At 61.0% G+C, this 14486-nt stretch carries 14 protein-coding genes; 12 read left to right on the top strand and 2 right to left on the bottom strand.

Going from position 1 to position 14486, the window contains the following annotated elements; translation table 11 throughout:
- Positions 1–5 precede the first annotated feature (5 nt).
- Together cydB and F599_RS0106325 are read right to left on the bottom strand one after the other, a co-directional pair.
- Complete coding sequence (gene cydB / locus F599_RS0106330) at positions 6–1019, bottom strand: cytochrome d ubiquinol oxidase subunit II (protein WP_019542683.1); 1014 nt, start codon at positions 1017–1019, stop codon at positions 6–8.
- A 2-nt stretch (positions 1020–1021) separates the two neighbouring features.
- Positions 1022–2386 carry a cytochrome ubiquinol oxidase subunit I gene (locus tag F599_RS0106325; RefSeq protein ID WP_019542682.1) on the bottom strand — a complete coding sequence of 455 codons (1365 nt, stop codon included), beginning with the start codon at positions 2384–2386 and terminating at the stop codon, positions 1022–1024.
- 337 nt (positions 2387–2723) lie between these two features.
- Here F599_RS0106325 and F599_RS0106320 point away from each other — a divergent pair, with 337 nt between their 5' ends.
- The 12 genes from F599_RS0106320 (at position 2724) to F599_RS0106265 (ending at position 14431) form a co-directional block, all read left to right on the top strand.
- The gene (locus F599_RS0106320; RefSeq protein WP_019542681.1) at positions 2724–4190 is read left to right on the top strand and encodes a DASS family sodium-coupled anion symporter; all 1467 of its coding nucleotides are present in this window, start codon (positions 2724–2726) and stop codon (positions 4188–4190) included.
- A 48-nt stretch (positions 4191–4238) separates the two neighbouring features.
- Positions 4239–5156 carry a LysR family transcriptional regulator gene (locus F599_RS0106315; protein WP_019542680.1) on the top strand — a complete coding sequence of 306 codons (918 nt, stop codon included), beginning with the start codon at positions 4239–4241 and terminating at the stop codon, positions 5154–5156.
- Between the two features lie 325 nt (positions 5157–5481).
- Complete coding sequence (locus F599_RS0106310) at positions 5482–6231, top strand: methylenetetrahydrofolate reductase (protein WP_019542679.1); 750 nt, start codon at positions 5482–5484, stop codon at positions 6229–6231.
- Positions 6232–6394: 163 nt separating this feature from the next.
- Positions 6395–7237, top strand: coding sequence for a sulfide/dihydroorotate dehydrogenase-like FAD/NAD-binding protein (locus tag F599_RS0106305; RefSeq protein ID WP_019542678.1), 843 nt, complete (start codon positions 6395–6397; stop codon positions 7235–7237).
- Between the two features lie 2 nt (positions 7238–7239).
- Positions 7240–8652 carry an NADPH-dependent glutamate synthase gene (gltA, locus tag F599_RS0106300; RefSeq protein ID WP_026327862.1) on the top strand — a complete coding sequence of 471 codons (1413 nt, stop codon included), beginning with the start codon at positions 7240–7242 and terminating at the stop codon, positions 8650–8652.
- Between the two features lie 7 nt (positions 8653–8659).
- A complete protein-coding gene (locus F599_RS0106295) occupies positions 8660–9262 on the top strand; it encodes a 3'-5' exonuclease (RefSeq protein ID WP_019542676.1) in 603 nt (200 codons plus the stop codon).
- Positions 9259–9759: a 2-thiouracil desulfurase family protein gene (locus F599_RS0106290; RefSeq protein WP_019542675.1), complete on the top strand. Its 501-nt coding sequence runs from the start codon at positions 9259–9261 to the stop codon at positions 9757–9759. The genes F599_RS0106295 and F599_RS0106290 overlap by 4 nt, the downstream gene beginning before the upstream one ends.
- 273 nt (positions 9760–10032) lie before the next feature.
- On the top strand, positions 10033–10530 hold the full coding sequence (locus F599_RS0106285; RefSeq protein WP_026327861.1) for a hypothetical protein: 498 nt from the start codon (positions 10033–10035) through the stop codon (positions 10528–10530).
- A 225-nt stretch (positions 10531–10755) separates the two neighbouring features.
- Positions 10756–11340 (top strand): biotin transporter BioY, encoded by a 585-nt coding sequence (locus F599_RS0106280; protein ID WP_051081674.1) that lies wholly within the window; start codon positions 10756–10758, stop codon positions 11338–11340.
- A gap of 3 nt (positions 11341–11343) precedes the next feature.
- Entirely contained in the window at positions 11344–12030 is a 687-nt protein-coding gene (gene bioD / locus F599_RS0106275; RefSeq protein WP_019542672.1) for a dethiobiotin synthase, read from the top strand.
- A gap of 54 nt (positions 12031–12084) precedes the next feature.
- Positions 12085–13437 (top strand): adenosylmethionine--8-amino-7-oxononanoate transaminase, encoded by a 1353-nt coding sequence (gene bioA / locus F599_RS0106270; protein ID WP_019542671.1) that lies wholly within the window; start codon positions 12085–12087, stop codon positions 13435–13437.
- Between the two features lie 208 nt (positions 13438–13645).
- Positions 13646–14431 carry a ZIP family metal transporter gene (locus tag F599_RS0106265; RefSeq protein WP_019542670.1) on the top strand — a complete coding sequence of 262 codons (786 nt, stop codon included), beginning with the start codon at positions 13646–13648 and terminating at the stop codon, positions 14429–14431.
- Positions 14432–14486: the final 55 nt, after the last annotated feature.

The following is a 14486-nucleotide window of genomic DNA, read 5'->3' as shown; positions in this document are numbered from 1 at the left end:
TGGAATCAATATTCCTCCTCGGCATCCTGCGCGGTCACGCGCCCGCGGAACAGATGGTAGGCCCAGAGCTGATAGAGGAGGACGATGGGAACGAAAATGCACGCGACGACCGTCATGACGGAGAGCGTGTAGGGCGAGGACGCGGCGTTCTCGATGGTCAGACTGTATGCGGGATGAATGCTCGATACCATGAGCCGCGGGAAAAGCCCTGCGAAGAAGCCGACCGTCGTCAGGGCAATCGCGAGCGAGGAGAGAGCGAAGCTCGCGCCGCCCCGCTTGTGCGCGAGCAGGACATTGGCGAGCACGAAAAGCACAGCGGCGCACACGAGTGCGAGGACGGCGAGCGGCCGCGTGAAAAGATCCGTCTCAACATACGTCAGCACCAGGCAGAGCGCGAAGAGGCCGATGGCGATGCGTCCGACGGTCTTTCCGAGCGCGCGCGCCCGCTCGACGAGGCGCGGCTCCGCGAGGCGCAGTGTCAGAAACGATGCGCCGTGGTAGAGGAAGACGAAGAGGAACGTGAGGCCGCCGACGATGGAGTAGAGGCTCAGGAGGTCGAGGAAGCCGCCCGTATAGATCATCTTGTCATTGATGGGCAGGCCGCGCAGGAGATCCGTGACGGCGACACCCCAGAGAATCGCCGGCAGGATGCTGCCGAAGGCGATGCATCCCTCCCAGAAATGGCGCCAGGCGGACGTCTCGCGCCGCCCGCGGAATTCAAACGCCACGCCGCGCAGGATGAGCGCGAAGAGCATCAGAAACAGCGCGAGGTAGAACGTCGAGAACATCGTCGCGTAGACATGCGGGAACGAAGCGAAGAGCGCGCCGCCCGCCGTGATCATCCAGACCTCGTTGCCGTCCCAGACCGGTGTGATCGTACGCAGGATCATCGAGCGGTCACGATCCTCTCTGGAAAGGAAGGGCAAGAGTCCGCCGACGCCGTAGTCGAAGCCCTCGAGAATGAAGAAGCCGGTAAAAAGCACGACGATGAGGATGAACCATACAACATGAAGATCCATCGTCAAGCCCTCCCTTCATAAGAAATCACCGTATGCCTGACGAACCGGAACGCAAGATAGAGCGCGACACCGGCGAGTAGCAGATACGTCACCGTGAAACCGAGCATCGTGAGCCATACCTCCGCACCGGAAAGATTCGGGGAGACGGCTTCCGCTGTCTTTTGCAGGCCGACGACGATCCAGGGCTGGCGTCCCGCCTCGGCGACGTACCAGCCGCAGGAATTCACGATATAGACGAGCGGCAGCAGCCAGGGAATCAGGCGCAGGAGCCAGGGGAAGCGCAGGGGATCGCCCTTCCACGCGAGGAGGAACGTCAAAAAAGCGAGGCCGATCATGGCACCGCCGATGCCGACCATGAGGCGGAAGCTCCAGAAGAGCCCCGTGACATCAGGCCGGTAGTCGCCAGGCCCGTATTGCTGCTCCGCCGTGGCCTGCAGGTCATTGATGCCGCGCACCGCGCCTGCCGGCTGGTTGTAGAGCATGAAGGAGAAGAGCGCGGGCACCTCGAGCTCCGCACGGTTCTCGTGCGCCTGCTCGTCAATGTCCGCGACGATGGCGAAGGGCGCGGGATCCGCCGTTTCCCAGAGCGCCTCCATCGAGGCGAGCTTCATCGGGTTTGCCTGTGCGAGATACTGCGTGTGCAGATGGCCGCTGCCCGCGGCGCCGAGAAGGCCCACGAGCAGGAAGAGCGCTCCCGCCATGAGGCTCTGCCGGAACGCGGCGCGTGAGGCGGCGTCATGGAGCACCTTCCAGGCCGAGACAGCGAGTACGACGAAGCCCGCCGTCGCGACGCCGGAGAAAAAGGTATGTGAATACTCGCCCACGACATAGGGATTCGTGACGAGCGCAAAGAAATCCGTCATCTCCGCGCGCCCGCCTCGCAGTGCATAGCCGACGGGATGCTGCATGAACGAGTTCGCGACGAGGATCCAGAACGCGGAGAGATTGCTCGCGAGCGCGACGAGCCAGATCGTCACGCAGTGCGCACGCTCGGAGAGGCGGTCCCAGCCGAAGAGCCAGACACCGAGCATCGTCGATTCAAGGAAAAAGGCAGTGAGTGCCTCGAGCGCGAGCGGCGCGCCGAAGATATCGCCCATGAAGCGGGAATACTCCGACCAGTTCATACCGAAGTGGAATTCTTGCACGATGCCGGTGACGACGCCCATGGAGAAATTGATGACGAACAGCGTGCCGAAAAACTTCACGAGCTTCCGACAAGCCGCCTTCCATGCCGGACGCCGCGTCCGCACATAGCACGTCTCCAAGAGCGCTACGAACACGGAAAGGCCGAGCGTCACGGGGACGAAGAGGAAGTGGTAGACCGTTGTGATGGCAAACTGCCATCGGGACAAGAGCAATGCTTCCATAGGATTCCCTCCCTTTGCGAAAAAAGATAAAACATGATGAGGCTATCTTCATTATACCTTAGTGCGATTTTTATGACAATGATAATTTAAAAAGAACTATTCTCGTTATGATATATCAAATGCAGGACGCATCAGGAGAGGAAAGAAAATTTATTCGCTTTACACCTTGACAATCTATGCGACGGCGATTACACTAAACATATCAAGTTCAATATAATAAACATGCATCTAGAGCATAAAAGCGCAACGACGCGCTGCAATCGCAACAGAGTGTTTTGAGCAGTCTTCCTAGCGAAGGCTGCTTTTTGTTCTATATTTTGCACAGGAGGGATTCATCATGAAAAAGAAAATCGGGCTGATGGGGCTGCCGCTCGGCATCTTCGTGCTCATTGTCATCATGGTGCTGCCGACGCCGCCTGAGCTGTCGACGGCCGGTCATCGCATGCTCGCGATTCTCGTCTTTTCTGTCGTCATCTGGATGACGGAGGCCGTCTCCTATCCAGTCTCGTCCGGCATCATCATGTCGCTCATGGCGTTCCTGCTCGGTACGGCGCCCAACATGAGCAATCCGTCGAAGATGCTCGGCACGTCGGGCGCGCTCAAGATGGCGCTCGCGGGCTTTTCGAGCACGGCGCTCGCGCTCGTCGGCGCGGCGCTCTTCATCGCGGCGGCCATGATGAAGACAGGGCTTGACAAGCGCATCGCGCTCTTCATCCTCTCGAAAATCGGCGCGAAAACGAACCACGTGCTCGCGGGCGTCATCTTCACAGGATTCGTGCTGAGCTTCTTCGTGCCGAGCACGACGGCGCGCGTCTCGTGCATGGTGCCGATCGTCATGGGCATCATCGCCGTGTTCGGCGTGCCGCGGAAGAGCAAGTTCGCCGCCATCATGCTCATCGCGGTTGCGCAGGCGGACAGCATCTGGAACGTCGGCATCAAGACGGCAGCCGCGCAGAACATGGTCGCGCTCGGCTTCATCGAGAAACAGCTCGGCACGACCATCAGCTGGCTCGACTGGTTCATCGCGGCCGCGCCGTTCGCCATCATCATGAGCGCTTTGCTCTATTTCGTCCTCTTGAAGCTCATGCCGCCGGAGATGAAGGAGATCGCGGGCGGACGCGAGAAGATTGCGCAGGAGCTCGCGGCGCTCGGCCCGATGAAGTCCGATGAGAAGAAACTGCTCATCCTCTCTGTCGTGCTGCTCTTCTTCTGGGCGACGGAGAAGATCGTCCATCCGTTCGATACGTCCTCGACGACCATCGTCGCGGTCACGCTCATGATGATGCCTGGCATCGGCATCATGACGTGGAAAGAGGTGCAGTCGCGCATCAGTTGGGGCACGCTCATGCTCTTCGGCGTCGGCATCAGCCTCGGTTCGGCCATCCTCTCGACGAAGGCAGGCGCGTGGATCGCGCAGGAGATCGTGCAGCATTTCAGCCTCTATGACGCGACGGCCGTTACCATCATCGCCGTGATGGCGCTCTTCCTCATCCTCATCCATCTCGGGTTCGCGAGCGCGACGGCGCTCTCGTCCGCGATGATCCCGATCTGCATTTCCGTGCTGCAGGGCGCGGCGGAGCATACGGCGCTCAACGTCGTCGGCATGGTGATGATTCTCCAGTATACGATCTGCTTCGGTTTCATCCTGCCCGTGAACGCGCCGCAGAACATGATTGCGTACAGCACGGAGACGTTCGAAGTCAAGGATTTCATCAAGACGGGCATTCCTCTGACGGTACTCGCCTATCTCGTGATCCTCCTGCTCACGAATACGTACTGGAAATGGCTCGGCATCATCTCGTGAGATGGGGGCCGGATCTGATTCTTCCACTATAAGGAAAGGGAATGAATTATGACACTGCAGCAGCTGCGCTATCTCGTCGCCATCGTGGAGAAAGGCTCGCTCCACCTGGCGGCGCAACATCTCTACCTCTCGCAGCCGAGTCTCTCGCGTGCTATCGCGGAGCTCGAGAAAGAGATGGGCATCACGATTTTCTCGCGGACGAACCGCGGCATGAAACTCACAGAGGATGGGACGAAATTCCTCGCCTACGCGCGGCAAGTCGTCGAACAGGCGGATCTCCTCGAGCGCGCGTACAAGGGCGGCGCGCCGGTGCGCCATGTGTTCGCGGTCTCGGCGCAGCATTACGCGTTCGTCGTGAACGCGTTCGTGTCGCTCGTGCGCGAGTACGAGGCGGCTGCCTACGAGTTCTCGCTGCGCGAGTCGCGCACGGGCGAGATCATCGAGGATGTGCGCACGCGGCGCAGCGAGCTCGGCGTGCTCTACTTGAGCCGCTTCAACCAGGAGGTCATGCGCCATATCCTCGCGAAGGCGGAGCTCTCCTTCGTGCCGCTCTTCCGGGCGTCGCCGCACGTCTTCGTGCGCCGGGACAGCCCGCTGGCGGCGAAAGAGCGCGTATGCCTCACAGATCTCCTGCCGTATCCGCGGCTCACATACGAGCAGGGAACGGATAACTCGCTCTACTTTGCCGAGGAGCTCCATCGCATGGAGAATGTGCCGAAGAGCATCATCGTATCGGACCGCGCGACGCTCTTCAATCTCATCATCGGGCTCAACGGCTACACTATTTCCTCCGGCATCCTCTCGAGCGACCTGAACGGCACGGAGATCGTCGCGGTGCCGCTCGAGAGCGACGAATACATGGAGGTCGGGTATCTCTATCCGCAAGGGGTAGCGCTTTCTTTTATGAGCCAGAGGTATCTCGATCTGCTGCGCGATTACATCGCGAAATATTCGCGCTCGGCGTGAGCGCAGGATATTTGCTGGATCGGGGAAGTCTCTTCGGGGGTCATTTTCGCTGGTTTTTCGTGATAGCTTCTCGCTATTGCGGAAGGCCAGCTTTTACTGTAAGGGCGGGCGCACAATGCCCACAAAATGGACGTTTGTGCATGTAGCTTTGTATTAGCGGCTGCGGAAGAAAGCTGTTATCCTGTAAAGGATGAGGTCGCAGGTGCCGTCCCTGCTGTGATTGGGCGCGCATTTCCGTGCGCGGCTTGCAAAATCGGTCAAAACAAACTAAAATGAACGGTAGTATCGTAGAGTTATCATATCCATTTGATTCGGAGGTACTTGTATGAAGCGGATTTCCATCGAGCTCGTGCCGCGCGATGAAGCGGCGCTGCGTGAATCGCTGGCTGTCGTGAAGCAGCACGCGGCGCACGCGGATGTCATCAACATCCCTGACCTGCTCCGACTGCCCATGCGGAGTTATGAGGGCGCGGCCGTGGCTAAGGAATATTTCAAGGCGGCGATGCCGCACATCCGGGCGATGGATATCGATCTCTCTGCGGAACTGCCGATGAAGGATTTCCTGCGCGCGCAGGAAATCCGCGAGGTGCTCGTCATCCAGGGGGATCCGCCACAGGATATGACGAAGAAGGTCTATCCGACGACATCGACGGATGTCATCCGCAAGTTCCGCGAGGAGATGCCGGAGGTCAAGGTCTACGCGGGCATCGACCAGTACCGCGGTTCGATGAGCGATGAGCTTTACCGCGTGAAGCGGAAGCTGCAGGCGGGCGCGGCTGGCTTCTTCACGCAGCCGTTTTTCGACCTGCGCTATCTCTCCGTCTATGAGGACATGCTCACGGGGCTCGATGTTTACTGGGGCGTCGCGCCCGTGATGTCCGAGCGTTCCCAGAGCTATTGGGAGCGGAAGAACAAGGTCGTTTTCCCGCAGGAGTTCGCGCCGACGCTCGACTGGAGTATCGAGTTCACGCGGCGCGTGATGGCGTTTGCACAGGAGCGGGACGAGAGCATCTACATCATGCCGATCAAGGCGAATCTCGAGGCGTATCTCGCGGGCATCTTTCCCGCAATGTGAGCCGTGCGCTCGCGCGAGGGGGCGCGGAGTGCGGTGGGATTTGCGGCAGAGGTGATGCATGGTGTCCGCACGTCGGATACCTGTGCATCGAGGCACACAGACAAGGAAGAATCAATCGTAGGAGAGGCTGGGTCGGTTTTCCGCCCCGGCAGGAGGAGGAGCCATGTACGAGATTTTGAAAAAGGAAGAGCTTTCCCCGCATGTCTACGCGATGGAGATCGCTGCGCCGCGCGTCGCGAAGAAAGCGGAGCCGGGGCAGTTCATCATCCTGCGCGTCAATGAGGAGGGGGAGCGCATTCCTTTGACGATTGCGGATTTCAACCGTGAGACGGGACGCATCCTCATCGTGTTCCAGGTCATCGGCGCTTCGACGATGGAGCTCGCGGCGCTCGAGGCGGGGGACAGCCTGCTCGATTTCGTCGGGCCGCTCGGCCACCCGTCCGAGATTCGGAAGCTCGACGGCACGATGGTCGTCGTGGGCGGTGGCATCGGCGTCGCGCCGACGTATCCGATCGCGCGCGCGATGCATGAGGCGGGCAACAAGGTCATCGCCATCATGGGCGCGAAGACGAAGGATATCCTCATCATGGAGGAGGAGATGAAGGCCGTGACGGACGAGGTGCTCGTGACGACGGATGACGGCTCGTACGGCATCAAGGGCTTCGTGACGAACGCCGTGGAGGAGCTCGTAAGGCGCGGCGAGAAGATCGCGCAGGTCACGGCCATCGGCCCTGTCATCATGATGAAGAGCGTCGCGGAGGCGACGCGTCCGTACGGCATTCCAACGGTCGTCTCGCTCAACCCCATCATGGTGGATGGCACGGGCATGTGCGGCGGCTGCCGCGTGACGGTCGGCGATGAGACGAAGTTCGCCTGCGTCGACGGGCCAGAGTTCGACGGCCATGCCGTCGACTTCCCGGGGCTTATGAGCCGCCAGCGCATGTACCGCGATCTGGAGGCTGTGGAGAAAGAACACGTTTGCCGTATTGGCCTGGGGAGGAAATGATCATGGCTCTGTCACTCAAGAAACATCCGATGCCCGTGCAGGCGCCGGAGGTCCGCGCGCATAATTTCGAGGAGGTCGCGCTCGGCTACGACGAGGAGACGGCCGTCGCGGAGGCGGAGCGCTGCCTCCACTGCAAGGTGCCGCAGTGCCGCAAGGGCTGCCCGGTCTCTGTCGACATCCCCGCGTTCATCGCGAAGATCAAGGAACGCGACTATGACGGCGCCATCGAGAAAATCAAGGAGACGAACTCCCTGCCTGCGGTCTGCGGCCGCGTCTGCCCGCAGGAGAATCAGTGCGAGAAATACTGCATCCTCGGCAAGAAGGGCGAGCCGGTCGGCATCGGCCGTCTCGAGCGGTTCGCAGCGGATCGGGCGCTCGCTAAGGAGATGCCGGATGCGCCTTTCGCCGCAGCCCCAGATGCGCAGCGCGTCGCGGTCATCGGCTCCGGCCCCTCCGGGCTTTCCTGCGCGGGCGATCTCGCGAAGCGCGGTTACAAGGTCACGATTTTTGAGGCGCTGCACAAGGCTGGCGGCGTGCTCTCTTACGGCATTCCAGAGTTCCGCCTGCCGAAGGACAAGGTCGTGCAGAAGGAGATCGAGAACCTCGAGAAGCTCGGTGTGACCATCGAGACGGACGCCGTGGCGGGCCGCCTCTATACGGTGGACGAGCTCCTCAGCGAGGAGGGATTCGACGCGGCCTTCATCGGCACGGGTGCCGGTCTGCCGCGGTTCCAGAACATTCCGGGCGAGAGCCTCAGCGGCGTCTACTCCGCCAATGAGTTCCTCACGCGCTGCAATCTCATGAAGGCGTACCGTTTCCCCGACTACGCGACACCGCTCAAGGTAGGCAAGACAGCCGCCATCATCGGCGGCGGCAACGTCGCGATGGATGCGGCGCGCACGGCGCTGCGTCTCGGCGCGGAGCATGTCTACATCGTCTACCGCCGCAGCGAGGCGGAACTGCCCGCGCGCGCAGAGGAGGTAGAGCACGCCAAGGAGGAGGGCATCGACTTCCGCCTGCTCACGAACCCCGTCGCTATCGAGGGCGATGAGAACGGCTGGGTGAAAGCGATGCGCTGCATCCGCATGGAGCTTGGAGAGCCGGATGCGTCCGGACGCCGTCGGCCGATCCCCGTCGAGGGCTCGGAGTTCTCCCTCGCGGTCGATACGGTCATCGTCGCCATCGGCACGGGGCCGAATCCCATCATCGCGCAGACGACGCCGGGGCTCGCGCTCACGAAGCGCGGCAACATCGCGGCGGACGAGGAGACGGGCGCGACGTCGAAGCCCGGCGTCTTCGCGGGCGGCGACATCGTGACGGGTGCGGCGACGGTCATCCTCGCGATGGGTGCGGGGCGCAAGGCGGCCGCGGCCATCGATGCCTATCTCAAGGAAAAGAAAGCGGAAAGGGACTGAGGCGCGCATGGACTTTGCGGCGATTGATTTTGAGACGGCGACAGCGGCGCGGGACTCCGCCTGCAGTGTAGCCGTCGTCGAGATAAAGGACGGCAGAGTGCGGCAGAGCTTTTCCGCGCTCATCCGGCCGCCGGAGAACCGTTATAACGCGTTCAATATCAAGATCCACGGCATCACGCCCGAGGATACGGAGACGGCACCAGACTTTGCGGGCGTATGGCCCGAGCTCGCCGCTCATCTGGAAAACAAGATCGTGGTCGCACACAACGCGCGGTTCGATATGGGCGTTCTCGCCTCTTGCCTGGCAGGAGCGGGCCTGCGTGCGCCGACGTTCTTCTATGCAGATACCGTCGCCATCGCGCGCAAGGCGTGGCCGGAGCTTGCGAATCACAAGCTCGATACCGTGGGCGCGTTCCTCGGGCTCAAATTCCAGCATCATGATGCGCTTGAGGATGCGCGCGTCTGCGCGGCCATCCCGCTCTGTGCGGGGCGTGAGCTCGGCACAGTGGATGATTTCCCTGCGCTCGTGCGCACGCTCGGTGTGCGGCTCATTCCCTTCGGAGAGGCACGCGCGAGCTATGGTGCCAGGCGAGGGGGTTGGCGGCGATGATCCTCGTCAGTGCTTGTCTCCTTGGTCATCGCGTCAAGTACGACGGTGGCACGAACACGCATGACCTCATCATGCAGTATCACGAAAGGGGACAGTTCCTTGCCGTCTGCCCAGAGTGCTTCGCCCTGCTGCCTGTGCCGCGGCCGCCCATGGAACTCTGCCATGTGACGGGCGCAGCCTTGCTGGTCGGCAAGGGGAAGGCTGTCGACCGGAATGGGCTCGATACGACGGAGTACCTGATTGCGGGGGCGCAGAAGGTGCTGAAGATCGCTGAAACCTACGAGATCAGGACGGCCATCCTCAAGGAGAGCAGTCCTTCCTGCGGCGTTCACGTCGTCCATACCGGCGATTTCGACGGCAGGAAGCAGCCGGGCATGGGTGTTGCCGCCGCGCTGCTCACGGCGCACGGCATCCGCGTCTACTCGGAAGAGGATCTGACGCAGGCGCTTTTAGAGCAGCTCCTCAGGGAGGACGCGGCAGCCAGGCGGCCCTCTTGAGGAACTGCCCCTGCCACTACACTCCTTTCCGCCGCTGTCATTTGGATGATGTTCTGGCAGCGCGTCACGAGTCTGGAGCGGAAAACGAGACTCGAACTCGCGACCCCGTGTCATTTGGATGATGTTCTGGCAGCGCGTTACGAGCTGTGTCTTTATGGGGATTACCGGGCGGTTTGACCCGTTTTCCATTGCCTGACCAAAAAGCCATGAGGCATGGGACAGGCAAGATAGAAGTGCTTTTGAGAAATTTTTGGAGGTATGAACATGAAGAAAATGAAACGCATCGCAGCTATGACACTTGCGGCCAGCCTGCTCACCGTGCCGGCCCTCGCGGCACCGGTCAACCAGATGGCGAACCATGAGACGGCCATCGGCGCGAACACGAAAGGTGCCTATATCGAGCACAAGGTCACGGGCAAGGCGACCGTTGGCTATGAATACATGGATCGTGATGAGTACCAGAACCAGGACGCTGTCTATCTGCAGTACGATCTCATCGGCTCAGAGGTCAAGGCCATCGGCGGCTATCGCTGGAACCTGCCGGGTGACAAGCACAACGCCTATATCGGCGCGGCTGTGAGCACGCCGAAGGTTTTCGGTTTCGAGGCGTATGCTTCCTATGTTGCCGGCAAGGATTTCAACGAGACGCAGGTCGGCATCAACAAGAACCTCATCGCGAACATCGACGCGAACATCAATTACCACAACTTCAAACCGGATGAAGGACACCACGAGGATGGTGTCGGCTTCGGGCTTTCTCTGAAGTTCTGATCAGACGCCAAGCAACGGGCGGCAGACGTACGGTCTGCCGCCCGTTTTGATATGCTGGAATCATGAACACGGACAGGATCGGCGGGAAAGCTGGATCATACCGTCGTAGAATTGCGGAACGTGGAACATCATCGTCAACCTTATATATAAAATAGTTGACGATAGCTTTTTCTAAGTGTATGATAATACGAGTGAGATGAAAGGAGTGTTTTTTCGATGAAACACATGAAAACGCGCGAGCTTGTGCTCTGCGCTCTCTTTGTCGCGCTCATCACAGTCGGCACGTTCGTGCGGATCCCTGTGGGGACGGATGTCTACACGCTGCAGTTCCTGTTCACGCTGCTCGCGGGGCTGCTGCTCGGTGCGCGCCTCGGCGCGCTGGCCGTCCTCGTCTATATCGCGCTCGGCCTGCTCGGTGTGCCGGTCTTTGCCTCGGGCGGCGGCCCGTCGTATGTGCTGCAGCCGACGTTCGGCTATCTCATCGGCTTCGTGGTGCAGGCGTGGCTCTGCGGGCGGTACGCGCGGCGCGTGGCGCAGGTGAGCTTCCGCAGCCTGCTGCTCGTGAACCTCCTCGGCATGGCGGTCGTTTATCTCCTCGGCATCAGCTGGTTCTACGTATTCTCGAATTTCGTTCTCGATGCGCCGATTGCGCTCTGGGCGGCGATTTTTTACTGCGGCATCCTGCAGGCGCCGCCGGATTTCCTGCTCTGCGTGGCGGCGGCGGCGCTTGGTCTGCGCTGTCATGCGGCGGGCCTCTGGGTGATGCCGGCACCCGCAAAGGCGGAGCCACTCGCGGCAAAGGAGGCATGAGCGATGGGAAAAGGTCTTTTCATCACAGGTACGGGGACGGACATCGGCAAGACGTACGTCACGGGACTCATTGTGAAATGCCTGCGTGACGCGGGCATGCACGCAGGCTATTACAAGGCGGCGCTTTCTGGCGCTGAGCGCGATGCGGCGGGACGGCTCCTGCCGGGGGATGCGCTCCATGTCAACGAGGTCGCGGGGCTCGGCGAGACGATGCCTCATCTCGTTTCCTACATTTACGAGGAGGCTGTCTCGCCGCATCTCGCAGCGCAGCGCAGCGGCATGCCCATCGATTTCGACAAAGTGCGGCGCGATTTCCAAGCGGCGCTCACGCGCTATGATTATCTCACGATGGAGGGGAGCGGCGGCATTATCTGTCCGCTGCGCTGGGACGAGACGCAGCATGTCGTGCTCGACGACCTCGTGAAAGACCTCGGCCTCGGCACGCTCGTCATCGCCGATGCGGGGCTCGGCACGATCAACGCTGTCGTGCTCACCATCGAGCACTTGCGCGCGCGGGAGATTCCTGTGCGCGGCATCATCTTCAATCATTGCCATCCGGGCGATTTCATGGAGGAGGACAATGCCCGCATGGTCGAGGAGATGACGCAGGTGCCCGTGCTCGCCCGTGTGCAGCCAGGCGACAAAGAGCTCCGCATGGACGCAGCGGAGCTCGCGGCGCTCTATGCTTGAGAGAGGCACGATGCGCCGGTAGGAGAATGTTCGTATTGGGAAAGAGGAGAGAAAATGACGAAAACCTGGGAGGAGCGGGATCTCGCGCATATCTGGCATCCCTGCTCGCAGATGAAGGATTACGAGACGCTGCCGCCGATGGTCATCGACCACGGCCGCGGTGTCTGGCTCTATGATATCCATGGCAAGAAATACCTCGACATCGTGAGTTCCTGGTGGGCCAATCTGCTCGGGCACGCGAATCCTGATATCAATGCGGCTATCAAGGAGCAGATCGACAAGCTCGAGCATGTGATTTTCGCGAATTTTTCCCATCGTCCTGCCATCGAGCTGGCGGAGAAGCTCGCGGACATCACGCCCGCGCGGATCAATAAGTTCCATTTCAATGACAATGGCTCGTCCTCGGTTGAGGCAGCCCTCAAGATGTGTTTTCAGTTCTATCATCAGACCGGGAAGCCGGAGAAGCAGCGCTTCATGTGCCTCTCGGAGGGATACCATGGCGAGACGATCGGCGCGCTCTCGGTCGGCAGCATGGATCTCTACGCGAAGCTCTATCAGCCGATGATGATGGAGAACATCCATGTCGAAGCGCCGGACTGCTATCGGTGCCCGTACGGAAAACAGCGCGAAAGTTGCGCATGCGAGTGCTTCGAGAAGGCCGAGCAGGCGTTCGCCGCACACGCGCAAGAGACGGCGGCGATGATTGTCGAGCCGCTCCTGCAGGGCAGCGCGGGTATGCGCATCTATCCGCCGCTCTATCTCAAAAAACTGCGCGCGCTCTGCGACCGCTGCGATGTCAAGCTCATCGCTGACGAGATCGCAACGGGCTTCGGGCGCACGGGGACGATGTTCGCCTGTGACCAGGCGGGCATCAGTCCTGATGTCATGTGCATCTCGAAAGGGCTCACAGGCGGTTACCTGCCGATGTCCGTGACCTGTGTCTCCGATGAGATCTACGACGCATTCTACGACGATTACGGCACGGGGCACGCGTTCGTCCACAGCCACACCTACGCGGGTAATCCGCTCGGCTGCGCGGCGGCGCTCGCCGTGCAGCGCGTGCTTGAGGAGCAGCATGTGCTCGAGACGGCCGCGCAGAACGCCAAGTGGCTCACGGCGGAGCTTGCGAAGACATTCGGCGCGCATCCGAATGTCGGCGAGATCCGCCACATCGGCCTCATCCACGCCATCGAGCTCGTGAAAGATCCGGCGACGAAGGAGCCGCTCGACGCGCGCCGGCGCACGGGCTACGCCATCTACAAGAAGGCGCTGTCGCTCGGCCTCGTACTGCGGCCGCTCGGCGACATCCTCTATTTCAATCCGCCGCTCAATATCACGCGCGAGGAACTCAGCCTCGCCATCGAGATGGCGCACGAGGCAGTGACGGCCGTCCTGCCCGAGGGCTGAGCGTGGCATAGCATTTCGTGACAAAACGCTGACAGGTATGGTATCCTAAAAGGGACATCTTACTGTCGGCGTTTTATGATGTAAATCACCAAGAGCGCAAGCCGCAGGCGCAGCGCGATTGGCTGGAAATCCTCTAAGGGCGGGCGTACAATGTCCACGAAGTGGACGTTTGTGCATGTAATTTTGTGATTTTTTCAGGAGGTGCGCGATGATAGAAAAAGAACTTTTGGCGGGACTCCTCATCCCGTTTCTTGGCACGAGCCTCGGTGCTGCGTGCGTGTTCGTGATGAAGAAGGAACTTTCGGCGCGGGTGCAGAAGGCGCTCATGGGCTTTGCTGCGGGCGTGATGGTCGCAGCCTCTGTCTGGAGCTTGCTGATTCCCGCGATGGAGGAGAGCGCGTCGCTCGGCAGCTGGTCGTTCCTGCCCGCGGTCATCGGCTTCTGGGTGGGGACGCTCTTCCTGCTTGCGCTCGATCACCTGATACCGCATCTGCACCTTCATGCAGAGCAGGCGGAGGGGCCGCAGAGCCATTTCTCGAAGACCGTCATGATGGCGCTCGCGGTGACGCTGCACAACATCCCTGAGGGCATGGCGGTCGGCGTTGTGCTCGCTGGGTGGCTCGCGGGTGGCGGCGACATTTCCTTCAGCGCGGCGATCGCGCTCTCCGTCGGCATCGCGATTCAGAATTTCCCAGAGGGTGCCATTGTCTCGATGCCGCTGCGGGCGTCGGGCGCGAGCCGTGCGCGGGCTTTCGTGCTCGGTGTGCTCTCTGGTGCTGTGGAGCCTGTGGGCGGCGCGCTCACGATCCTCGCGGCGAGCTTCGTCGTGCCGGTGCTGCCGTATCTGCTCGCGTTCGCCGCGGGAGCCATGCTCTATGTCGTCGTCGAGGAGCTCATCCCGGAGATGAGCGAGGGGACGCATTCCGATGTCGGCGTCGTCTGCTTCGCCGTCGGCTTCACGCTCATGATGGCGCTCGATGTCGCACTCGGCTGATGGCCAGCAGGCGCCGGATGCCGCTCCTGCTGTTACGCGTCTGCGATCCAGTGGT

Source organism: Selenomonas bovis DSM 23594, from assembly GCF_000381005.1.
In the GTDB taxonomy this organism is placed as follows: domain Bacteria; phylum Bacillota; class Negativicutes; order Selenomonadales; family Selenomonadaceae; genus Selenomonas_C; species Selenomonas_C bovis.
Note: the sequence above shows the minus strand (reverse complement) of the source record. Positions and strands in the feature narration are given on the sequence as shown.

Excerpts from the sequence above, each read along its gene's own strand:
- cydB (WP_019542683.1), bottom strand. The coding sequence starts at position 1,019 with ATGGATCTTCATGTTGTATGGTTCATCCTCATCGTCGTGCTTTTTACC.
- F599_RS0106280 (WP_051081674.1), top strand. The coding sequence starts at position 10,756 with ATGAAAACGCGCGAGCTTGTGCTCTGCGCTCTCTTTGTCGCGCTCATC.
- F599_RS0106310 (WP_019542679.1), top strand. The coding sequence starts at position 5,482 with ATGAAGCGGATTTCCATCGAGCTCGTGCCGCGCGATGAAGCGGCGCTG.
- F599_RS0106265 (WP_019542670.1), top strand. The coding sequence starts at position 13,646 with ATGATAGAAAAAGAACTTTTGGCGGGACTCCTCATCCCGTTTCTTGGC.
- bioA (WP_019542671.1), top strand. The coding sequence starts at position 12,085 with ATGACGAAAACCTGGGAGGAGCGGGATCTCGCGCATATCTGGCATCCC.
- F599_RS0106315 (WP_019542680.1), top strand. The coding sequence starts at position 4,239 with ATGACACTGCAGCAGCTGCGCTATCTCGTCGCCATCGTGGAGAAAGGC.
- F599_RS0106290 (WP_019542675.1), top strand. The coding sequence starts at position 9,259 with ATGATCCTCGTCAGTGCTTGTCTCCTTGGTCATCGCGTCAAGTACGAC.
- F599_RS0106285 (WP_026327861.1), top strand. The coding sequence starts at position 10,033 with ATGAAACGCATCGCAGCTATGACACTTGCGGCCAGCCTGCTCACCGTG.
- bioD (WP_019542672.1), top strand. The coding sequence starts at position 11,344 with ATGGGAAAAGGTCTTTTCATCACAGGTACGGGGACGGACATCGGCAAG.
- F599_RS0106305 (WP_019542678.1), top strand. The coding sequence starts at position 6,395 with ATGTACGAGATTTTGAAAAAGGAAGAGCTTTCCCCGCATGTCTACGCG.
- F599_RS0106295 (WP_019542676.1), top strand. The coding sequence starts at position 8,660 with ATGGACTTTGCGGCGATTGATTTTGAGACGGCGACAGCGGCGCGGGAC.
- F599_RS0106325 (WP_019542682.1), bottom strand. The coding sequence starts at position 2,386 with ATGGAAGCATTGCTCTTGTCCCGATGGCAGTTTGCCATCACAACGGTC.
- gltA (WP_026327862.1), top strand. The coding sequence starts at position 7,240 with ATGGCTCTGTCACTCAAGAAACATCCGATGCCCGTGCAGGCGCCGGAG.
- F599_RS0106320 (WP_019542681.1), top strand. The coding sequence starts at position 2,724 with ATGAAAAAGAAAATCGGGCTGATGGGGCTGCCGCTCGGCATCTTCGTG.